Source organism: Pandoraea vervacti (genome assembly GCF_000934605.2).
GTDB classification, from domain to species: Bacteria; Pseudomonadota; Gammaproteobacteria; order Burkholderiales; family Burkholderiaceae; genus Pandoraea; species Pandoraea vervacti.
The window spans coordinates 4441313-4462591 of the sequence record NZ_CP010897.2; the positions used below are offsets into that span (position 1 = coordinate 4441313).

16 protein-coding genes are annotated in these 21279 nt (G+C 63.6%); 8 read left to right on the forward strand and 8 right to left on the reverse strand.

Annotated elements, in window-relative coordinates; translation table 11 throughout:
* The first annotated feature begins 10 nt into the window (after positions 1-10).
* Positions 11-1615 (forward strand): L-aspartate oxidase, encoded by a 1605-nt coding sequence (nadB, locus tag UC34_RS19235; protein ID WP_044456819.1) that lies wholly within the window; start codon positions 11-13, stop codon positions 1613-1615.
* Positions 1616-1827: 212 nt separating this feature from the next.
* On the opposite strand, the gene nadC is transcribed toward nadB, so the two are convergent.
* From nadC to purN, 6 genes are all read right to left on the reverse strand, one after another.
* Entirely contained in the window at positions 1828-2715 is an 888-nt protein-coding gene (gene nadC, locus UC34_RS19240) for a carboxylating nicotinate-nucleotide diphosphorylase (protein ID WP_044456820.1), read from the reverse strand.
* 14 nt (positions 2716-2729) lie between these two features.
* Positions 2730-3863: a quinolinate synthase NadA gene (nadA, locus tag UC34_RS19245; RefSeq protein ID WP_044456821.1), complete on the reverse strand. Its 1134-nt coding sequence runs from the start codon at positions 3861-3863 to the stop codon at positions 2730-2732.
* 95 nt (positions 3864-3958) lie between these two features.
* Positions 3959-5155 (reverse strand): DesA family fatty acid desaturase, encoded by a 1197-nt coding sequence (locus tag UC34_RS19250; RefSeq protein WP_044456822.1) that lies wholly within the window; start codon positions 5153-5155, stop codon positions 3959-3961.
* Positions 5156-5474: 319 nt separating this feature from the next.
* Positions 5475-6896: a mechanosensitive ion channel family protein gene (locus tag UC34_RS19255; RefSeq protein WP_063389852.1), complete on the reverse strand. Its 1422-nt coding sequence runs from the start codon at positions 6894-6896 to the stop codon at positions 5475-5477.
* A gap of 63 nt (positions 6897-6959) precedes the next feature.
* Positions 6960-8240, reverse strand: a complete 1281-nt coding sequence (locus UC34_RS19260; protein WP_044458424.1) for an RsmB/NOP family class I SAM-dependent RNA methyltransferase — start codon at positions 8238-8240, stop codon at positions 6960-6962.
* A 185-nt stretch (positions 8241-8425) separates the two neighbouring features.
* Positions 8426-9085 (reverse strand): phosphoribosylglycinamide formyltransferase, encoded by a 660-nt coding sequence (gene purN / locus UC34_RS19265; RefSeq protein WP_044456823.1) that lies wholly within the window; start codon positions 9083-9085, stop codon positions 8426-8428.
* A gap of 213 nt (positions 9086-9298) precedes the next feature.
* Here purN and UC34_RS19270 point away from each other — a divergent pair, with 213 nt between their 5' ends.
* From UC34_RS19270 to dut, 7 genes are all read left to right on the forward strand, one after another.
* The gene (locus UC34_RS19270; RefSeq protein ID WP_044456824.1) at positions 9299-10291 is read left to right on the forward strand and encodes a bifunctional riboflavin kinase/FAD synthetase; all 993 of its coding nucleotides are present in this window, start codon (positions 9299-9301) and stop codon (positions 10289-10291) included.
* Positions 10292-10469: 178 nt separating this feature from the next.
* The gene (gene ileS / locus UC34_RS19275; protein WP_044456825.1) at positions 10470-13316 is read left to right on the forward strand and encodes an isoleucine--tRNA ligase; all 2847 of its coding nucleotides are present in this window, start codon (positions 10470-10472) and stop codon (positions 13314-13316) included.
* Positions 13316-13858, forward strand: a complete 543-nt coding sequence (gene lspA, locus UC34_RS19280; protein ID WP_044456826.1) for a signal peptidase II — start codon at positions 13316-13318, stop codon at positions 13856-13858. The genes ileS and lspA overlap by 1 nt, the downstream gene beginning before the upstream one ends.
* 156 nt (positions 13859-14014) lie before the next feature.
* Entirely contained in the window at positions 14015-15226 is a 1212-nt protein-coding gene (gene coaBC / locus UC34_RS19285; protein ID WP_044456827.1) for a bifunctional phosphopantothenoylcysteine decarboxylase/phosphopantothenate--cysteine ligase CoaBC, read from the forward strand.
* A 273-nt stretch (positions 15227-15499) separates the two neighbouring features.
* Complete coding sequence (locus tag UC34_RS19290) at positions 15500-16720, forward strand: MFS transporter (RefSeq protein ID WP_072617511.1); 1221 nt, start codon at positions 15500-15502, stop codon at positions 16718-16720.
* 74 nt (positions 16721-16794) lie between these two features.
* The gene (locus tag UC34_RS19295) at positions 16795-17826 is read left to right on the forward strand and encodes an LLM class flavin-dependent oxidoreductase (protein ID WP_044456829.1); all 1032 of its coding nucleotides are present in this window, start codon (positions 16795-16797) and stop codon (positions 17824-17826) included.
* Positions 17827-17899: 73 nt separating this feature from the next.
* A complete protein-coding gene (gene dut, locus UC34_RS19300) occupies positions 17900-18346 on the forward strand; it encodes a dUTP diphosphatase (protein WP_044456830.1) in 447 nt (148 codons plus the stop codon).
* 119 nt (positions 18347-18465) lie between these two features.
* Here the strand turns inward: dut and clpA are convergent, their stop codons facing one another.
* Both clpA and clpS read right to left on the reverse strand, forming a co-directional pair.
* Positions 18466-20763 carry an ATP-dependent Clp protease ATP-binding subunit ClpA gene (gene clpA, locus UC34_RS19305; protein WP_044456831.1) on the reverse strand — a complete coding sequence of 766 codons (2298 nt, stop codon included), beginning with the start codon at positions 20761-20763 and terminating at the stop codon, positions 18466-18468.
* Positions 20760-21074, reverse strand: a complete 315-nt coding sequence (gene clpS, locus UC34_RS19310) for an ATP-dependent Clp protease adapter ClpS (protein ID WP_010807118.1) — start codon at positions 21072-21074, stop codon at positions 20760-20762. Before clpS ends, clpA begins: the two co-directional genes overlap by 4 nt.
* Between the last annotated feature and the right edge of the window lie 205 nt (positions 21075-21279).

Here is a 21279-nt window from a genome sequence, read left to right on the forward strand (position 1 = left end):
CACGCGTATCATGAATTTCGATGTCGTCATCGTCGGCAGCGGGCTTGCCGGTCAATCCGTCGCCCTGCATCTGGCCAATACCTGCCGCGTGGCGCTGGTCGCCAAACGCCCCATGCCGGAAGGCGCGAGCGACTGGGCGCAAGGCGGCATTGCCGCAGTACTGGATTCCACCGACAGTGTCGACGAACACGTCGCCGATACGCTCATCGCCGGCGCCGGCCTGTGCGACGAGGCCGCCACGCGATTCATCGTCGAACATAGCCGCGAAGCCATCGAATGGCTCATCGACCAGGGCGTTCCCTTCACGCGCGATGCAGAAGCCGAGCTTGGCTTCCATCTGACGCGCGAAGGCGGTCACAGCCATCGCCGCATCATTCACGCAGCCGACGCGACCGGCCATGCCGTGATCACCACGCTCACCGAGCGTGTACGTCGGCATCCGAACATCACCCTTTTGGAAAATCACTTTGCCGTCGATCTGATCACGTCGGACCGTGCCGACGCCGCGCCGACGGCGGGCCGTCACTGCCAGGGACTCTACGTACAGGATCTGAGGACGGGCGAAGTGCACGCAGTGACCGCGCGCCACACGGTGCTTGCCACCGGCGGCGCAGGCAAGGTCTATCTCTATACGACGAACCCCGACACCGCGACAGGCGACGGCATTGCCATGGCCTGGCGCGCCGGCTGCCGGATCGCGAATATGGAATTCATCCAGTTCCATCCGACGTGCCTTTACCATCCGTACGCCAAGTCGTTCCTGATTTCGGAGGCGGTGCGCGGCGAAGGCGGACGACTCGTATTGCCGGACGGCACCCGCTTCATGCTGCAACACGATCCCCGGGCCGAGTTGGCGCCTCGCGATATCGTCGCGCGCGCGATCGATTTCGAGATGAAGAAACACGGCCTCGACTGCGTCTACCTCGATATCAGCCATCAAAGCCCAGAGTTTCTGCGCGAGCACTTCCCGACGATTCTCGCGCGCTGTGCTGAACTCGGCATCGACATTACGAAGCAACCGATCCCGGTTGTTCCCGCAGCGCACTATACGTGCGGCGGGATCGTCACGGACATGCACGGCCGCACGGATCTGCCAGGACTGTATGCCGTCGGCGAAGCCACCTATACCGGATTGCACGGCGCGAATCGTCTGGCGAGCAACTCGCTGCTGGAATGCATCGTGCTCGGAAAAGCCACAGCGCAAGACATTCAGCGCGGCGAGTCGACACGTCCAGACGTTACCGATGTACCCGCCTGGGACGAGAGTCGCGTCTCCGATGCCGACGAAGAAGTTGTCGTCGCCCACAACTGGGACGAATTGCGACGCATGATGTGGAACTACGTCGGGATCGTGCGCACGACCAAACGACTCGAACGGGCGCAGCATCGCATTGCCCTGCTGCGCGAAGAGATCGCCGAGTACTACGCGAATTTCCGTGTGAGCCGCGATCTGCTGGAACTGCGCAATCTGGTGGACGTTGCATCGCTGATCGTCGATAGCGCGCTATCGCGACGCGAGAGCCGTGGCCTGCATTTTTCGCGCGACTTTCCGGACACACTGCCCAAGGCGCTGCCGACGGTGCTTTCGCCCCGATTGGCGCAACGCCGGCGCTGAGAAACCGCCGCGATGGCCGGTAGCACGCTGCGAAACCAAGAATCCGTTGCTCACATGGCGTGTCACGCCTCGCCCGATCACCAAGGGCGGGGGGAGGTGCAGAAGGTGCGGAAGGCGCAGAAGCCATAGAAGCGCAGAAAGCAAAAGGCCGCAGGTTGACCCCTGCGGCCTTTTCACGTCCACCTCGCGCGCAGCAGCGCAGGCAGCAACGTTTATCCCACCGTTCCCAGAATGCGCATCGAGAAGTCCGTGGCGCGCACATCCTTGGTCAACCCGCCCACGGAAATCCGGTCGACGCCCGTCTCTGCAATCGCGCGCAGCGTTTCAAGATTGATGCCGCCGGATGCCTCCAGCACAGCACGGCCATCCGCCACGCGCGCCGCTTCGCGCATCATTTCCAGCGAGAAGTTATCGAGCAGGATCGACGTCGCACCGCATTCGAGCGCAGTGTCGAGCTCTTCGAGCGACTCCACTTCGATCTGCACGGGCGCCCCATCGGCGAGACGATCCGCGTTGGCCAGCACCTGGCGAATACCGCCCGCCGCCGCGATGTGGTTTTCCTTGATGAGAATGCCGTCGTAGAGCGCAAGACGTTGATTCGCGCCACCGCCCACGCGCACCGCAAACTTTTGTGCCAAACGCAGTCCCGGCAGAGTCTTGCGCGTATCGAGCACGCGCGCCTTCGTCCCTTCCACGATATCCGCGTAGCGGCGCACCGCCGTGGCGACGCCCGAGAGCAACTGAAGGAAGTTCATCGACGTGCGCTCGCCCGTGAGCAACGCTCGCGCGGGGCCGTGAATATCGCAGACGGCAGCGCCGGGCGTCATGCGATCGCCCTCGCGATAGTGCCACTGCACACGCACTGAGGCATCCACGCCTTGCATGCAACGCTCGAACCAGCGCACGCCGCACAGCACCGCCGACTCTCGCACAATGATGCGGGCGTGGGCCATTTCATCCGACGGCACAAGCAGCCCCGTGAGGTCGCCGCTCCCGATGTCTTCCGCCAGTGCATCACGCACGTTACGCGTGAGCGCCGCCTCGAGCGGCTCGCCGAACGTCGCAAACTCCGCGGAGAGCGCTTCGTCGGTACTCAACATTGTCGATTGCGTCATCATGCGGGACCCACACCGGCAAACAGCGCGCCGTCGCGCGCAAAGTCACCGCTGGCGCGCACGTTTTGCTTGCGCGCTTCAGCGAACGTCAACATACGGTCGATACAGGTATGGGCGCGGCGGCCAATCTCCGGATCGACATGGATCTCATTGGCGCCGGACTCCAGCACGTCGGCCAGATTCTGCAAGCTGTTCATCGCCATCCACGGGCAATGCGCGCAGCTCTTGCACGTGGCGCTGTTGCCGGCCGTCGGGGCTTCGATGAAGCGCTTGCCCGGTGCCGCAGCGCGCATCTTGTGCAGAATGCCGTTGTCGGTCGCCACGATGAATTCGGTCGCGTCCATGCTCTGCGCCGCCGCAATCATCTGCGACGTAGATCCCACGACGTCGGCCAGTTCGACCACCGCTGCCGGCGACTCCGGGTGCACCAGAACCTTGGCGTTCGGATATTCCCGGCGCAGCAGTTCGAGCTCGGTACCCTTGAACTCGTCGTGCACGAGGCAGGCGCCCTGCCACAGCAACATGTCAGCCCCGGTCTGCTTCTGAACGTAGCTGCCCAGATGACGGTCCGGCGCCCACAGAATCTTTTTGCCCTGCGCGTGCAGGTGCGCCACGATCTCGAGTCCGATGGACGACGTGACCATCCAGTCCGCACGGGCCTTCACGGCGGCACTCGTGTTCGCATAGACGACGACCGTGCGATCCGGATGCGCGTCGCAGAACGCGGCAAACTCATCGGCAGGACAGCCCAGATCGAGCGAGCAGGTCGCGTCGAGATCGGGCATCAGGATGCGCTTTTCCGGACTAAGAATCTTCGATGTCTCGCCCATGAAGCGCACGCCGGCAACGACCAGCGTCTTCGCGGCGTGATTCCGGCCGAATCGCGCCATTTCCAGCGAGTCGGCCACGCAGCCGCCGGTCTCCTCGGCGAGGTCCTGCAAATCGGAATCGACATAGTAGTGGGCGACGAGCACGGCGTTTTGCTCGACGAGCAAACGCTTGATCTTCGCCTTGAGCGCCGCTCGCTGCTCCTGCGACGGCGCATCCGGGACGCGTGCCCAGGCTTGGGCAACACACGTGGCGCCGCTCGGTGCGGGGCGCTCGAATTCTACGGATTTGAGTGAGGCATTCATTTTCGCGTGGCCCGTGGGATAGGCCGGGAATGACAAAACCCCGCCGTGGCGGGGTTTCGATTATGCGTCAAAAACAGATTTCTGGCTGACCCCGTTCACGCATAGCGGCGCAGACGCGTCGCAAATTCCTGCAGTGCGTGAATGCCGCTCTGTTCGGCGCGATGGCACCAGTTCTGCAACTGGCTGAGCAATTGCTCGCGCGAAGCGTTCGAGCGCTCCCAGATGCCTGCCAGTTCGCTGCGCAGTTCGTAATACGTTTTCATGGCGCTGCTGTGCGCGAAAATCTCGCCCAATTGCTGCTTCTGCGGCTCTTGCAGCGAGGCTTCGTCATGATGCAGCCACTTGCGCGCGCCGCGGAACAGCTGATATTCACCGTGTTGGCGCTTTTCCTTGAAGCGAGCCAGCTCTTCGCCGTAAGCACGCTTGAAGGTCTTCGCGTAACGCGCCATCACTTCGTAACGATTCGAGAGCACGGCCTGCAACGTATCGTCATCGCACGCAGCCTTCACCTTGGCTAGCTTCGGCGTCGGCGCGATCTTCTTCACCTTGGCCAGGCCCACGAACGACAGCGTACGGATATACAGCCAGCCGATGTCGAACTCGTACCACTTGTTCGACAGCTTGGCCGACGTGGCGTACGTGTGATGGTTGTTGTGCAGTTCTTCGCCGCCGATGATGATGCCCCACGGCAGCAGGTTCGTCGACGCGTCGGCACAGTTGAAGTTACGGTAGCCCCAGTAGTGGCCCAGACCGTTGACCACGCCGGCGGCCCAGAACGGAATCCACACCATCTGCACGGCCCACACGGTCAGACCGATCGCGCCGAACAGCGCGATGTCGATGATCATCATCATGCTGATGCCGAGAATCGGGAAACGCTTGTAGACGTTGTTCTCGATCCAGTCGTTCGGCGTGCCATGGCTGAACTTGCGCAGCGTTTCTTCGTTTTTGGCTTCGGCGCGATAGAGTTCGGCGCCCTCGGCCAACACCTTCCACAGGCCGCGCGTTTGCGGACTATGCGGGTCTTCCGGCGTTTCGCACTTGGCGTGGTGCTTGCGGTGGATGGCAGCCCATTCGCTCGTGATCATGCCCGTGGTCATCCACAGCCAGAGACGGAAGAAATGGGCAACGATCGGATGCACGTCGAGCGCTCGGTGCGCCTGGCAACGGTGCAAATAAATCGTCACGGCGGCGATCGTCACATGGGTGACGGCCAGCGTGAAGAAAAAGATCTTCCAGCCGCTCCAGTCGAGCAGGCCGGTCGAGAGAAATCCAAGGAGACTGTCCAGCAAAATATCACTCCAAACTAATCAATACGGTAGCCATCACGGCAAAGCATCAAGCGCCGTGTCTTGTCTTGTCGGGCCGAAGCGGCCTTCGTTGGCCGTCGCGTCAGGTCTCGTTCAAGTCTCGTTCTTGCGCTCGCTTGACGCTTGGATTCGCTGGAGGTCGGCAAGTTGCTGATGCCGGGGCGATATGGGCGGAAAACGTGCCAGTGAACGTCTGGTTTTTTTGGTTTGGGGCGCATTTTACCCGACCCGCCGGTGCCCGTGTGTAGCCTTGCAGCCACGCATTTTGTCGCAGGTCAACCCGTCGCTTAGGTAAAAACGTCTATCCGGCCTTCTTTTCGGCGTCATTCGCCTGCGCAGACGCCGTTTTTGGCGTCAAATCAGGAGATTCTTCCAATAAATCAGGATGTTGGATCGACTGGGGCGCTTGTGCAGGAATGCCATCCGCCCAGTCGTTCAGGATACGTATTTCGCGCTGCGCATACGGAATTTCAATACCGTGCTCGCGAAATGTGCGCCAAATCCGCAAATTGATGGTCGAACGGATCGCCCCACTCCCCTGAGCAGGGTCCTGGACCCAGAAGCCCATTTCCAGATCCATCCCATCTGCGCCGAAATTCAGCAGCAGCGCCGACGGGGGCGGGTCCGCAAGCACGCGGGGAATGCCTTCCGCCGCCTTGAGCATCAACGACATCGCCAATTCGACGTCTGCGCTGTATGCCACCTGCACGTTGACTTTGGCGCGCCCGCGCGTCTCCGTGAAGGAGTGGTTCTGGACGACATTCGTGACCAGTTGCTCGTTGGGCACCAGCGCCTCGACCCCGTCCAGGCCGCGCACGACCGAATACCGGGTGTTGATTTGCGAGACGGTGCCGTGATAAGTCGACACCGTAATCAGGTCGCCGATCCGCACGGAGCGATCGAGCAGGATGATGAAGCCCGACACGAGGTTGGACGCGATCTTTTGCAGGCCGAACCCCAACCCGACGCCGAGCGCCCCGCCGAACACACCGAGCACCGTGATGTCGATGCCGACGAACGACAGCGTGGCCAGCACGGCGATCAGCGTCAGCAGGCCCTTGACCAGACGCGAGAGCACGACTTTCAGGTTGCCGTCGAGCGTGGTCGTTCGCATGATCCGGTCTTCGATCAGCGAGCCGACCCACATCGCGAGCACCAGCGTCACACCGACCCAGAGCAGGCCCGACAGAATCGAGAGCAGCGTCAGATGACTCGTGCCGACGGCGAATTTCACGCTGGCGAGCCACTTGAGGATGTCGTCGTGAATGCCGAGCACGTAGGCCAGCATCGAGAACCACGCCAGCGTCGTGAAAACCCGCTCGAAGACCTTGAGCAGCCCCGAGGCGTGCGGCGACGAGGCGAACAGCCGACGTGCGAAGTAGAACGCCAGATAAATGAGCGCCGTGCCGAACAGCGGCACTTCCGCGAGCATCAGCAGCGAGACGTGCGTGTACTGTTGCAACGCCACGCGCGTGAGCGCGACGCACATCCAGCCGAACATCGGAAAGAACGAGCGACGCAGGCTGGACGACCCGGCCCGGCGCGCCGGCGCAACGCGCTCGAAATGGCGATCGAGCCGGGCGATCATCCAGCGACGCAGTACCCAGGCGAGCGCAAGCGCGCCCACGAGCGCGCCGACCTGCCAGACGATTTGCGGGTCGCCGAAGTCGCGAACGACGTCCCGCACCAGCCTCGCAAAAGTCGGACTTTCCTGCATCGCCATATCCCTTCTTCTCTCTGTTCTTGTCGTTCGCCGATATTAGCTGACGCGGCAAGTCACCGGCACTCAGGCCTTGGCCACCGGACGACGCTCGAACACGGCCGCAAAGAACCCATCCGTTGCGTTGCGATGCGGCAGCAATTCGAGATACTTACCCGTGTCGAGACCGATTTTCTGCGACGCCAGCAGTTCGTTCGCCGGGAGCAGCACGAAGTCGGGATGCGCCGCAGCGAACGCTTCGGCAATCGCGCTGTTTTCTTCGGTCAACAAGCTGCACGTCGCGTACACGAGTCGGCCACCCGGCTTCACCAGACGCGCCGCGCTCGCGAGAATCGACGCCTGCTTCTGCGTCAGTTCCTCGACAGACTGCGGCGACTGGCGCCACTTCAGGTCCGGGTTGCGACGCAATGTGCCGAGGCCGCTGCACGGCGCGTCGACCAGCACACGGTCGATCTTGCCCGCGAGACGCTTGATCTTGCTGTCATTCTCGCTATCGATCATCACCGGATAGACGTTGGACAGGCCGCTGCGCGCCAGACGCGGCTTGAGCTTCGCGAGCCGCTTTTCCGACACGTCGAAAGCATAGAGCCGGCCGGTCGAGCGCATCTGCGCACCGATGGCGAGCGTCTTGCCACCGGCGCCCGCGCAGAAATCGACGATCATCTCGCCTCGGCGCGGCGCGACCAGTTGGCACAGCAACTGGCTGCCTTCGTCCTGCACCTCGATGGCGCCGGACATGAACAACGGGTGCTTTTGCAGCGCCGGCTTGCCCGACAAACGAATGCCGTTGGGGGCGAGCGGCGTCGGCTCTGCCGAAAAACCGTCTTCGCGCAGTTTGGCGAGCACGTCGTCGCGGGTGGCCTTGATCAGGTTGACGCGACAGTCCAGCGGCGCGGGCTGGTTCAGCGCCGCGGCGAGAGATTCTAGTTCGGTCGCGTCGAAACGCTTAGCCAGACGGTCGTACAACCACTCCGGCAAGTTAGTGCGCACTCGCGGCGAAAGGCTTGCCGGATCGATCTGACCGACGTGTTCGAGCCAGGCGGCCTCGTCGGGCGTCGCCACCAGTTCGACCGAGGCGATACCGCGCGTGAACGCGAGGCCGAGCAATGCCAGACGACGCTCCTGCGACCCCGTGCCGCTCACGGCATGCTGGCCGAATTCGAGTTTGCGACGCAGGATGGCAAATACCGTCTCGGCAAGCACACCGCGCTCGCGGTGCCCCAATTTGTCGTTGGCACGGAAGTACGTGCTCACAAGCGTGTCGGCCGGACCGGTAAATGTCAGCACGCTGCCGAGCAGCCGCTGCGTATGTTCGAACAGCGCGGGCGGCAGACGCTCACCGCGCATGCCGACGCCCCCCACGACGGGCGGCGCGTCCTGACGGCGATCGTTGCGCGAACGGTCGTAGCGATCGGGGCGAACGTAATGACGGTCGTTACCGCCCTTGGCGCCGTGACGGGTGTCGGAAGAACGGCCGCCGGAGCGGTTACCGGATTGATGTGCGCCATCGCGGCGCTGGGTCGGGCGGGTGCTCATGCGTCCTCACCAAAAAGCCATTGCGAATCTTGCGAATCGGAAGTGCCGTCGGCACGTGGCGTCACCGTCACGCGGCCATCGGCCACGGCCAGTCGGTCTTCCACGAACCAGCGCACGGCGCGCGGATAGATGATGTGTTCGAGCGGCAGGATACGCTCAGCCAGTGTCTCCGGCGTGTCGCCCGCCAGCACGGGAATGGCCGTTTGCACGACATAGGGGCCGTGATCGAGCTCGGCGGTCACGAAATGCACCGTCGCACCCACGATCTTGCAGCCGGCTTCCAGCGCACGGGCATGCGTTTGCAAGCCCGGGAACGCGGGCAGGAGCGACGGATGAATATTGATGAGCCGACCGGCGTAGCGTTCCGTGAACGCCGGCGTAAGAATGCGCATGAATCCGGCGAGCACGACGAGATCCGGCGCATGGCGATCGATCTCGGCGGCGAGCTCTGCGTCGAAAACTTCACGGGTCTTGCCCCGGCTGGGAACGACAGCCGTGGTGATGCCGTTTTCCTGGGCGAACGCCAGGCCTTCGGCCTCGGGACGATTGGCGACAACGGCGGCCACGCGGGCCGGCCAGCCTTCTGCGGTACAGGCCCGGACGATGGCTTGCATGTTGCTGCCTCGCCCGGAAATCAGGATGACAATGTTCTTCATCGCCGGATTTTATCATTGGCGCGGCGCACCAGACAGCGCGATGCGCGCCGCGATGGCCCCGAAGCGTTTATAATTCAACGTTCTGCGGCGCCGCAATGTCGGATCGGCCGTCCTGCGCCGGCCGGCCCCGCCCGCCGCACAGGCCGCCGGGCCCTGCCCGCCACGCCGCGCGGTTTCCTCAATATCAACGTCCTGTTCTGACGCTTCCTTATCGTGCGAGTCTTCCGGGGTCTACCCAACGCGCAAAGCAAAGCGCCCTGTGTGCTGACGATCGGCAATTTCGACGGCGTGCATCTGGGCCACCAGGCACTGCTCGCGCGCGTGCGTGCGGCGGCGGCTGCGCGCGGCTTGCCGGTATGCGTGATGACGTTCGAGCCGCATCCCCGCGAATATTTCACGCCCGACAAGGCCCCCGCGCGCATCTCCAACCTGCGCGACAAGTTCGAGGCGCTGCGTGCGCACGGCGTCGACCGCCTGGTGGTGGAGCACTTTAACGCCCACTTCGCCGGCCAGTCGCCCGAGGATTTTGTGCGCCACATCATCGTCGACGGCCTGCACACGCGCTGGCTGCTCGTGGGCGACGACTTCCGCTTCGGCGCCAAGCGCGCGGGCGACATCGAATACCTGCGTGACGCCGGCCGTCGCTTCGACTTCGTGGTCGAACAGATGCCGACGATCGCGCACGACGGCGTGCGCATTTCCAGCTCGGAAGTGCGCAGCGCGCTTGCCGAGGGCAACTTCGAGCGCGCCCATGCGCTGCTCGGTCGTCCGTACGCCATTACCGGCCACGTCGTGCATGGCATGAAGCTCGGCCGCAAACTCGGCTTCCCGACGCTCAACCTGCGCATTGCCCACAAGCACCCTGCCCTGACGGGCATTTTCGTGGTGCAGGTGCACGGCCTGGCGGACAAACCGCTGCCGGCCGTGGCAAGCCTCGGCCTGCGCCCGACCGTGGACGATTCCGGCCGCGTGCTCCTGGAAGTGCATCTGCTCGACTTCGTTGGCGATTGCTACGGCAAGCTGGTGCGCGTGGAATTTTTGCAGAAGCTGCGTGACGAAGCGAAATTCGACGGGCTGGCCGAGCTCGAAGCCGCCATCGCGCAGGACACGCGCGAGGCTCGCGCGTATTTCGCCCACGCGCTCGATGCCAACAGCCCGAGCGCACGACGCGACTTCGCCACCTCGGCTACCGACCGAATTAGTTGATCTTCGCCCGCGAGCGTCGGCGCCAAGCGCCTCGCGCGCGGCCAGCCGCCTCTGGCACCTGCCCGGGCGTCGCATTGCCGGCCTCAGAACACGTCAGGTGCGTCAGGCACCGAGGCCCAAGTCGACGTCACCGGCGCGAGCGCCCCACACCGACATTCCAAATTCGAAGCGTTGCACCATGAGCGAAAAGAAAGCCCCAAGCAAATATCCCGTCAACCTGCTGGACACGCCGTTCCCGATGCGCGGCGACCTGCCCAAGCGCGAGCCGCTGTGGGTCAGGCAATGGCAGGAAAAGAAGATCTACGACAAGATCCGCAAAGCCAGCAAGGGTCGCCCGAAATTCATCCTGCATGACGGCCCGCCGTATGCGAACGGCGACATCCATATCGGTCACGCGGTCAACAAGATCCTCAAGGACATGATCGTCAAGGCACGCAGCCTCGCGGGCTTCGACGCCGCTTACGTGCCGGGCTGGGACTGCCACGGCATGCCCATCGAAATCCAGATCGAAAAGCAGTTCGGCAAGCACCTGCCGGTGCGCGAAGTGCAGGAAAAGGCGCGCGCCTACGCCGCTGTCCAGATCGAGCGCCAGAAGGCGGACTTCGAGCGACTCGGCGTGCTCGGCGATTGGGACAATCCGTACAAGACCATGAACTTCTCGAACGAAGCCGACGAGCTTCGTGCGCTGGCGAAGATTCTGGAGAACGGCTATGTGTATCGCGGGCTGAAGCCCGTGAACTGGTGTTTCGACTGCGGCTCGGCACTGGCCGAAGCGGAAGTCGAGTACAAGGACAAGACCGATCTGGCCATCGACGTGGGTTTCGCGTTCGCCGAGCCGGAAAAGGTCGCCAAGGCCTTTGGCCTGTCGAAACTGCCGCGCGACGACGGCTACATCGTCATCTGGACGACCACCCCGTGGACGATCCCGTCGAACCAGGCGCTCAACGTGCATCCGGAAGTGGAGTACGCCCTCGTGTCGACCGAGCGCGGCCTGCTCATCCTCGCGACAGACCGCGTCGACGAGTGCCTGAAGACGTACGGCCTGCACGGCGAGATCATCGCGCGCACCCAGGGCGAAGCGCTCTCGCTGCTCCGCTTCCGTCACCCGCTCGCGGCGGTGGCCGCCGCCAACGGGGGATATGACCGCACGTCCCCTGTCTACCTCGGCGACTACGTGACGACCGATACCGGTACCGGTATTGTCCACTCGGCCCCGGCCTACGGCGTGGAGGACTTCGTGTCGTGCAAGGCGCACGACATGCCGGATTCGGAAATCCGCATGCCGGTGCTGGGCGACGGCCGTTATCAGGACAGCCTGCCGCTGTTCGGCGGGCAGTCGATCTGGGACGCCAACCCGCAGATCGTCGAAGCGCTGCGCGAGGCAGGCTCGCTGTTCCATTCGTTCAAGTACACGCACAGCTACATGCACTGCTGGCGCCACAAGTCGCCGATCATCTATCGCGCGACGAACCAGTGGTTCGCCGGCATGGACGTGAAGCCGGTCGACGGTGCGCCGGGCAACGGCCAGACGCTGCGCGAGATCGCGCTCGCCGGTATCGAAGCCACGGAGTTCTTCCCGTCCTGGGGCAAGCAACGCCTGCACAACATGATCGCGCATCGCCCGGACTGGACGCTCTCGCGCCAGCGCCAATGGGGCGTGCCGATGGCGTTCTTCGTCCACAAGGAAACCGGCGCCCTGCACCCGCGCACGCCGGAACTGCTCGAAGCCGTGGCCAAGCGCGTGGAGCTCGAAGGCATCGAAGCCTGGCAGACGCTCGACCCGGTCGAACTGCTCGGCGACGAAGCCAAGGATTACGTGAAGAACCGCGACACGCTCGACGTGTGGTTCGACTCGGGCACCACCCATTGGCACGTGCTGCGCGGCTCGCACGCGCACGAACTCGGCTTCCCGGCGGACCTGTATCTGGAGGGCTCTGACCAGCACCGCGGCTGGTTCCACTCGTCGCTGCTGACCGCATCGATGCTTGATGGCCGCCCGCCCTACAAGGCGCTGCTCACGCACGGCTTCACGGTTGACGGTCAGGGCCGCAAGATGTCGAAGTCGATCGGCAACACCATCGTGCCGCAGGAAGTCGCGGGCAAGCTGGGCGCCGAAATCATTCGCCTGTGGGTGGCGTCGACCGACTATTCGGGCGAGTTGTCGATCTCGGACGAAATCCTCAAGCGCGTGGTCGAGAGCTACCGCCGTATCCGCAATACGCTGCGCTTCCTGCTCGCCAACCTCGCCGACTACGATCACGCGAAGCACGCCATGGCGGCGGACCAGTGGCTCGAGATCGACCGCTACGCCGTGGCGCTGGCGCAATCGCTGCAAACCGAAGTGCTCGGCCATTACGACCGCTACGAGTTCCACCCGGTCGTGTCCAAGCTCCAGACGTTCTGCTCGGAGGACCTCGGCGGTTTCTACCTCGACATTCTGAAGGACCGTCTGTACACGAGCGCGCCCGATGCGCCGGCACGCCGCGCGGCCCAGAACGCGCTCTATCACATCACGCACGGCCTGCTCAAGGTGATGGCCCCGTTCCTCTCGTTCACGGCGGAAGAAGCCTGGCAGGTGTTCCAACCGGGCAACGACACGATCTTCACGGAAACGTACTACGCGTATCCGGAAGTGGCGCAAGGCACGCGCCTGCTCGAGAAATGGCATCTGCTGCGCACCGTGCGCGGCGACGTCACCAAGGCGCTCGAAGAAGCGCGCGCCGCCGAGCAGATCGGCTCGTCGCTGCAAGCGGAAGTCGATGTGCGTGTCTCAGGCCGCAAGTACGATGTGCTCGCCAGCCTTGGCGACGATCTGCGCTTCGTGCTGATCACGTCGGCCGCCAAGGTCACGCAGGTCGCCTCGGACGCCGAAGAAGGCGTGGTCGTCACCCCGTCGACGCATCAGAAGTGCGAGCGCTGCTGGCACTATCGTGAGGACGTTGGCGCAGACACGGCTCACCCGACCCTTTGCGGCCGTTGTGTGTCGAATCTGTTCGGCAGCGGCGAACACCGGAGCGCGGCATAATGGCAAGCAAGGCAGGCGCCCGCGCGGGCGCAAAGCGTACCTCGGCAGGGGCAGCCCGCAGTGGCAGCACTTTCGGACTGGCGCCGTGGCTGGGGATCGCGGTCATTGCGATCCTGCTCGATCAGGTCACCAAGCTCACGATTCTGAAGACGTTCCAGTACGGCGAATTCCGCCCGCTGACGTCGTTCTTCAATCTCGTGCTGGTGTACAACAAGGGCGCGGCGTTCAGCTTTCTGGCGGCCGCCGGCGGTTGGCAGCGCTGGTTCTTCACGTTGCTCGGCGTGGTAGCGGCCACGGTCATCGTCTGGCTGCTCAAGCGCCACAACGGCCAGAAGATGTTCTGCCTGTCGCTGTCGCTGATTCTGGGCGGCGCCCTGGGGAATGTGATCGACCGGGTGATCTACGGTCACGTGATCGACTTTCTGGACTTTCACGTCGGCGGCTGGCACTGGCCGGCGTTCAACGTGGCCGACTCGGCCATTTGCGTGGGCGCGGTGCTGCTGGTGATCGACGAGTTGCGACGCGTTCGGCGCGGCAAGTAGCCCTGACTTGCCGCATCACGATCTGCGCAAAGATCGGCAACACGCTCAGCGGCACGATTCGCTCACGCCTGGCGCGCGGGCGAATCGACGAGAGCAGCAAACACCGTCGCGGCGCCCTGGAGGCGCCGCGCGGCACTTTGGAGGAGGCTTTTTCCTATGGAACGCGGTGAACTGGCTGGCAAGACCATCGTCCTCGGCCTGACGGGCGGCATCGCCTGCTACAAGTCGGCCGAGCTCACGCGGCTGCTCATCAAGGCCGGGGCGACGGTGCAGGTCGTCATGACCGAAGCCGCCACGCAATTCATCACGCCGCTCACGATGCAGGCACTCTCGGGACGCCCGGTCTTCACGAGTCAGTGGGACAACCGCATCGACAACAACATGGCGCACATCGACCTCTCGCGCGAAGCCGACGCCATCCTTGTCGCGCCCACCTCCACCGATTTTCTCGCCAAGCTCGCGCACGGCATGGCCGACGATCTGCTCTCCACGCTGTGCGTAGCGCGCGACTGTCCGTTGCTCGTCGCGCCCGCGATGAACCGCCAGATGTGGGCAAATCCGGCGACGCAGCGCAACGCCGCGACGCTGCGCGGCGACGGCGTTACGATACTCGGGCCCGGCAGCGGCGATCAGGCATGCGGTGAAATCGGCGATGGTCGCATGCTCGAACCGGAAGATCTCTACGAAGCGCTCGCGGGGTTCTTTCAGACGAAGCGCCTGGCCGGACGCCGTGTCCTCATTACCGCCGGCCCCACGTTCGAGCCCATCGACCCCGTGCGCGGACTGACCAATCTGTCGAGCGGCAAGATGGGTTTCGCGCTCGCGCGCGCGGCGGCGCAGGCCGGTGCGGACGTCCATCTCATTGCCGGTCCGACCTCGCTAGCGACGCCCTACGGAGTGACGCGCAGCAATGTCCAGACGGCGCAGCAGATGTACGACGCCGTCATGGCCGATGTTGCGCGCAACGACATTTTCATCGCCGTGGCGGCGGTCGCCGACTGGCGGGTGAAGGACGTGGCGCACGACAAGATCAAGAAGACGGGCGATGCGGATGTACCGACGCTCGAATTCGTCCAGAACCCGGACATTCTCGCCGCGGTGGCGCAACTGCCAAGCCCGCCGTACTGCGTGGGCTTTGCGGCCGAGTCGGGCGATCTGGAAAAGCATGGTGCGCAAAAACGTCAGCGCAAACAGGTGCCGCTGCTCGTGGGCAATCTCGGACCCGCCACGTTCGGTCAGGACGAGAACGAAGTCATTCTGTTCGATGCGGCGGGCCAGAAGCGTCTGCCGCGCGCCGACAAGCAGTCGCTTGCGCGCAGTCTGATTGTCGAGATCGCCGCGCGCCTGCCGTCGCGCAAGCCGGCTTGATCGCACCGATTGCGCGGATTGCGCGGATTGCGCGAATTGCGCCGAACACACCCGCAATACCCCTACAGGCAGTCCGTCTGTCATTGTCGTTGTCCGGCGACGCTGACAGACTGGGGGGATGCGCGGCGGGGCAGCCGAACGGTCTGAATGTTCCGAACGCTCCGGACGTTCCATACGTTTCACGTGCTCCGCGCTTTGCACGCTTTCACCTCGTTCGGCTTGTCGTCCGTCGGTCCACCGGCCCTCGGGCCAGAGCCTTCGAAAACCATCAAAATGACGCAACCTCCTTCCCCCGCGCGGCCGACCGTCAGTGTCTACGGGACCCTGAGCATGCTCGCCGGGATCATGTTCTTTGGCTTCATGACGATCGGCATGCCGCTGCCCGTGCTGCCGGTGTACGTCCATGAAACGCTCGGCTTCGGCTCGTTCGTCGTCGGGGTGACCATCGGCATTCAGTCGGTCGTCACGCTGCTGCTGCGCTCATACGCCGGGCGCACTGTAGACACGCGCGGCCCGCGTCACGCTGTACTCACGGGCCTGTTCGGCTGTGCCGCTGCGGGCGTGCTGTATCTCGTCGCATCGGTCATCCCCACGCCCGCGCTCGCGCTGGGCGTGCTGCTCGCCGGACGCGTCGTGCTGGGCTTCGGGGAAAGCCTGCTGCTCACGGGCGGCATGTCGTGGGGCATCGGCCTGCTCGGCGCAACGCACGCCAGCAAGGCCATCTCGTGGCAAGGCGTGTCGATGTACACCGCGCTCGCGGTTGGCGCGCCGTTCGGTGCGTTCTTGCTGCAAGCGGCGGGCTTCACCATCGTTTCGCTCGTCAACGTCGGCTTGCCGGCCATCGCATTCGCCATCGCGCTGCGCTTACCTGCGGCGGCGCCCGTGGGCGGCACGCGTCTGTCGTTCTTCAAGGTGGTCGGTCTGGTGTGGCGACCCGGTCTTGCCATGACACTCGGCAGCATCGGCTATGCGGTGATCGCTGCGTTCATCACGCTGTTTTACGCAAGCCACGGCTGGTCAGGCGCGGCGTTTGCGCTCACGCTCTACAGCGGCACGTTCATCGCGATGCGCATACTGTTCTCGCACGCGGTCGATCGTTTCGGCGGACGCCGCGTCGCCATGTGCTCGCTGGTTTTCAGCGCCATCGGTCAATTTTTTTTGTGGGGGGCGGTCAATCCGCACATGGCGCTGGTCGGCGCCGGCCTGACGGGCGTGGGGTTCTCGCTGGTGTTTCCGGCGCTTGGTGTGGAAGCGCTGCGTCAGGTCCCTGCGCAAAACCGTGGCGCGGCACTGGCCGCCTACTCCGCGTTCTTCGACCTCGCTTTGGGCCTGATCGGGCCAATGGCCGGGCTGGTGGCCAACTTCTTCGGCTACGCCTCGATTTTTCTGTGCGGCGCCCTCGGCGGCATTGTGGCCATTCTGATGATTGCGCGCCTGCCGCAAGCAGGCTCGGGTACCGCGCCGGTGGACGCCTCCGCCGGCAGCGGCCACTGAACGATACATGACGATGCGTCGATGCCCCCGAGCCGCGCGGCGAGCGTAGGGGATCGACAAGGAGCGGGAAACGCATGGTGCAACCAACGCAGCGAATCAAACTCTCGATTCTCGATCAGACGCCGGTGATTCACGGGCATAGCGTGGCGGACGCCATCGCCGCGACCGTGGAACTGGCGCAAGCCGCCGACGACCTCGGCTACACACGCTACTGGTGCGCAGAGCACCACGGGCTGCGCGGCGTGGCCAACCCGGCGCCCGAAGTCATGATCGCGCGGCTTGCGAGCGTGACGAAGCGCCTGCGGGTGGGCTCGGGCGGTGTCATGCTGCCGTACTACAGCCCTTTCAAACTCGCCGAGCAATTTCTGATGCTCGAAGCGCTGTTTCCGAACCGGATCGATCTGGGTGTCGGCCGCGCGCCGGGCGGCGACATGCGCACCGCACGCGCTGTCGCGAAAGGCCCGTACGACGCGGGCGAACACTTTCCCCAGCAGGTCGCTGAACTGGCAGGTCTTTTTGGCGGCACGTTGGCCGACGATCATCCGTATCGCGGCGTGTTGCTGCAACCGGCCGTCGAGACGCGCCCCGAGCTTTGGGTATTGGGATCGAGCGAATTCGGCGGGCTGCTCGCCGCGCAACTGGGTCTGCGCTACTGCTTCGCACACTTCATCAATGCCCATTACGGACATCGTGTGACGCAGGCCTATCGTGAGCGTTTCACGCCGGGCCAGCTCGACAAGCCCTATTGCTCGGTCGCGTTGTTCGTCATCTGCGCGGATACGCAGGCGCAAGCCGAAGCCCTGGAAGCGGGTGTGGACCTGCGGCGGGTGCAGATGGCATACGGCATGAACGAACCGATTCCGAGCCTCGAACAAGGCGCGCAGGCCAAGCTTCAGTACCGCGACAAGGAGTTGTCCGTGATTGCGAGGGAAAAGCCGCGTAGTATCATCGGCACCCCGGAGCGCGTAACCGAACGCGTGCTCGAATTGCAGGCGCAGTTCGAGGCCGACGAAATCACCGTGCTGACAGTGGCGGGCAGCTACCGCGCCCGGTTGCGCTCCCACGAATTGCTCGCTCAGGCATTTTCGCTGCGCGCCGAGGATTGAGTCCCCCTCGGCTTGCTCGAACACCGCGACCGGCTCGACCGACTTTTTTGCCCTAATTCAACGCCATCACGCCATGAAACTCGACGTCAAGATTCTCGACGAACGCCTTCGTACGCAGTTGCCCGCCTATGCGACCCCGGGTAGCGCCGGCCTCGACCTGCGCGCCTGTCTGGACGCCCCGATGACCATCGCCCCGGGCCAGACGGTGCTTGTGCCGACGGGTCTGGCCATCCATCTGGCGGATGCGGGCTACGCCGCGCTGATCCTGCCGCGCTCGGGTCTCGGCCACAAGCACGGCATCGTGCTCGGCAATCTGGTCGGCCTGATCGACTCGGATTATCAGGGCCAATTGATGGTCTCGACGTGGAATCGCGGCAATGAGCCGTTCGTTCTGAATCCGTTCGAGCGTCTGGCGCAGTTGGTGATCGTGCCGGTCGTGCAGGCCGAGTTCAACATCGTCGACGAATTCCCGGAAAGCGATCGCGGCGCCGGCGGCTTCGGCAGCACGGGCAAGCAGTAACACGTTAATGCGGTAATGCGGGGCACCGCCCCGTTATCGACGACCCACAGGGATGCAATGAAAAAGCGCCGCAAATGCGGCGCTTTCTCTTTAGGGCAATACCGGCAATACCGTCACGATTACTCGACTTCGGCGGCTTCCGGCTGTGCCTTGGTGTTGCCGTCCTCGGGGAAGGACAGTTGCACCTGATCATGCTCGTCCAGATCGACGGTCACGCGGCCACCGCTGGTCAGACGGCCGAACAGCAGTTCGTCCGCCAGCGCACGACGGATCGTGTCCTGAATCAAACGCTGCATCGGACGCGCGCCCATGAGCGGATCGAAACCCTTCTTCGACAGATACGTGCGCAGCTTGTCGGTGAAGACGACTTCGACCTTCTTCTCGTGCAGCTGGTCTTCGAGCTGGATGAGGAACTTGTCGACCACGCGCAGGATGATCTGCTCGTCGAGCGGCTTGAAGCTGATGATCGCGTCCAGACGGTTGCGGAATTCCGGCGTGAACATGCGCTTGATATCGGCCATCTCGTCGCCGGCCTGACGCTCGTTCGTAAAGCCGATGCTCGCGCGGTTGATCGTCTCGGCACCCGCGTTCGTCGTCATGATGATGATGACGTTACGGAAGTCTGCCTTGCGACCGTTGTTGTCCGTCAGCGTGCCGTGATCCATCACCTGGAGCAGCACGTTGAAGATGTCCGGATGCGCCTTCTCGATTTCGTCAAGCAACAGCACGCAATGCGGCTTCTTCGTCACAGCTTCGGTGAGCAAACCACCCTGATCGAAACCCACGTAGCCCGGCGGCGCCCCGATCAGGCGGCTCACGGCATGGCGCTCCATGTACTCCGACATGTCGAACCGAATCAGCTCGATGCCGAGCGTGAACGCGAGTTGCTTGGCCACTTCGGTCTTGCCCACACCGGTCGGGCCGGAGAACAGGAACGCGCCAATCGGCTTGTCCGTTTTGCCCAATCCGGCACGCGACATCTTGATCGCCGCCGACAGGGCGTCGATGGCCGGGTCCTGCCCGAACACCACGCTCTTGAGGTCGCGATCGAGCGTCTGCAACTTGCCGCGATCGTCCGCCGACACGCTTTGTGCCGGAATCCGGGCGATCTTCGAGACGATTTCCTCGATTTCACCCTTGCCGATCGTCTTCTTCTGCTTGGACTTCGGCAGAATTCGCTGCGCGGCGCCAGCCTCATCGATCACGTCGATGGCCTTGTCCGGCAGGTGACGATCGGTGATGAACTTCGCCGACAGTTCCGCCGCAGCCGAGAGCGCGCTCGACGAATACTTCACGCCGTGGTGCTCTTCGAAACGCGACTTCAGACCGCGCAGAATCTGCACCGTCTGCTCGACGGTGGGCTCGTTCACGTCGATCTTCTGGAAACGGCGCGACAGCGCTGCGTCCTTCTCGAAGATGCCGCGATATTCGGTAAACGTCGTCGCGCCGATGCACTTGAGCTGCCCCGACGACAATGCCGGCTTGAGCAGGTTCGAGGCGTCGAGCGTGCCGCCCGATGCGGCGCCCGCGCCGATCAGGGTATGAATTTCGTCGATGAACAGGATCGCGTTGTTGCGCTCCTTGAGTTCCTTGAGCACCGCCTTCAGGCGCTGCTCGAAGTCACCGCGATACTTGGTACCGGCCAGTAGCGCCCCCATGTCCAGCGAATAGACCGTCGCGTCCTGCAGGATTTCGGGGACTTCGCCACGCGTGACGCGCCAGGCGAGGCCTTCGGCGATCGCCGTCTTGCCCACACCGGCTTCGCCGACGAGCAACGGATTGTTCTTGCGGCGGCGGCACAGCACCTGCACCACGCGCTCGACTTCCGGTTCGCGCCCGATGAGCGGATCGATCTTGCCGTCGCGCGCCATCTGATTGAGGTTCTGGGTGTACTGCGCGAGCGGGCTTTCCTTGGTGTTCGCCCCCTCTTCCCCTTCGGCACTGCCCTCGCCGGCCTTGGCCGACTCGCCGGACGCTCCGGTCTTGGTGATGCCGTGGGAGATGAAATTGACGACGTCCAGACGCGTCACGCCCTGCTGCTGCAGGTAGTAGACCGCGTGGGAGTCCTTCTCGCCGAAAATGGCGACCAGCACGTTCGCGCCCGTGACTTCCTTCTTGCCGTTGGAAGTGGACTGCACGTGCATGATGGCGCGCTGGATCACGCGCTGAAAACCGAGCGTGGGCTGAGTGTCGACCTCGTCGCTGCCTGGCACCGTCGGTGTATTGTCAGCGATGAAATTGCGCAGATTCTGGCGCAAATCGTCGAGATTTGCCGCACAGGCGCGCAATACCTCGGCTGCGGTCGGGTTATCCAACAAGGCGAGCAACAGGTGCTCTACCGTGATGAATTCGTGTCGCGCCTGGCGCGCTTCCATAAACGCCATGTGCAGGCTGACTTCCAATTCCTGGGCAATCATGCTTCCTCCATCACGCACTGCAGCGGGTGCCCGGACTGCCTTGCATGGCTAACAACTTGCTCAACTTTGGTCGCCGCGACGTCGCGCGTAAAGACCCCACAAACTCCCCTGCCCTCGCGATGAACCTTGAGCATGATCTGCGTGGCAGATTCCCGGTCCTTATTGAAATATTCCTGAATGACCATCACCACGAATTCCATCGGGGTGAAATCGTCGTTCAACAGTACCACCTTGTACATGGACGGCGGCTTGAGCTGTTGCTCTTGCCGCTCCTGTACGGTGTCGTCATGCGTTGTCGGTAAGGTTGCCATACGTGGATTCTAAACAACTCCCGGGTGCAGGAAGCAATCGGAGCTCCTATTGCCGCCTGCCGTCCGGTTCTCCACCGGAATGCCAACACTCGTCGTTCAGCGCGTGCGTTGTCCAGCAAGGCGCTGCAGCCCCGACCACCGGGGGTGCCACACCCATATGAGTCAGCTTAACCCAAATTTCAAGCCCGTGTCTCCGCACGACTTA

Bases quoted from the DNA above. Each gene is read 5' to 3' on its own strand.
- nadA (WP_044456821.1), bottom strand. From the start codon at position 3,863: ATGAATGCCTCACTCAAATCCGTAGAATTCGAGCGCCCCGCACCGAGC.
- clpS (WP_010807118.1), bottom strand. From the start codon at position 21,074: ATGGCAACCTTACCGACAACGCATGACGACACCGTACAGGAGCGGCAA.
- nadB (WP_044456819.1), top strand. From the start codon at position 11: ATGAATTTCGATGTCGTCATCGTCGGCAGCGGGCTTGCCGGTCAATCC.
- clpA (WP_044456831.1), bottom strand. From the start codon at position 20,763: ATGATTGCCCAGGAATTGGAAGTCAGCCTGCACATGGCGTTTATGGAA.
- lspA (WP_044456826.1), top strand. From the start codon at position 13,316: ATGGCAAGCAAGGCAGGCGCCCGCGCGGGCGCAAAGCGTACCTCGGCA.
- UC34_RS19290 (WP_072617511.1), top strand. From the start codon at position 15,500: ATGACGCAACCTCCTTCCCCCGCGCGGCCGACCGTCAGTGTCTACGGG.
- dut (WP_044456830.1), top strand. From the start codon at position 17,900: ATGAAACTCGACGTCAAGATTCTCGACGAACGCCTTCGTACGCAGTTG.
- UC34_RS19260 (WP_044458424.1), bottom strand. From the start codon at position 8,240: ATGCGCGGTGAGCGTCTGCCGCCCGCGCTGTTCGAACATACGCAGCGG.
- purN (WP_044456823.1), bottom strand. From the start codon at position 9,085: ATGAAGAACATTGTCATCCTGATTTCCGGGCGAGGCAGCAACATGCAA.
- UC34_RS19255 (WP_063389852.1), bottom strand. From the start codon at position 6,896: ATGGCGATGCAGGAAAGTCCGACTTTTGCGAGGCTGGTGCGGGACGTC.
- ileS (WP_044456825.1), top strand. From the start codon at position 10,470: ATGAGCGAAAAGAAAGCCCCAAGCAAATATCCCGTCAACCTGCTGGAC.
- UC34_RS19295 (WP_044456829.1), top strand. From the start codon at position 16,795: ATGGTGCAACCAACGCAGCGAATCAAACTCTCGATTCTCGATCAGACG.
- nadC (WP_044456820.1), bottom strand. From the start codon at position 2,715: ATGTTGAGTACCGACGAAGCGCTCTCCGCGGAGTTTGCGACGTTCGGC.
- coaBC (WP_044456827.1), top strand. From the start codon at position 14,015: ATGGAACGCGGTGAACTGGCTGGCAAGACCATCGTCCTCGGCCTGACG.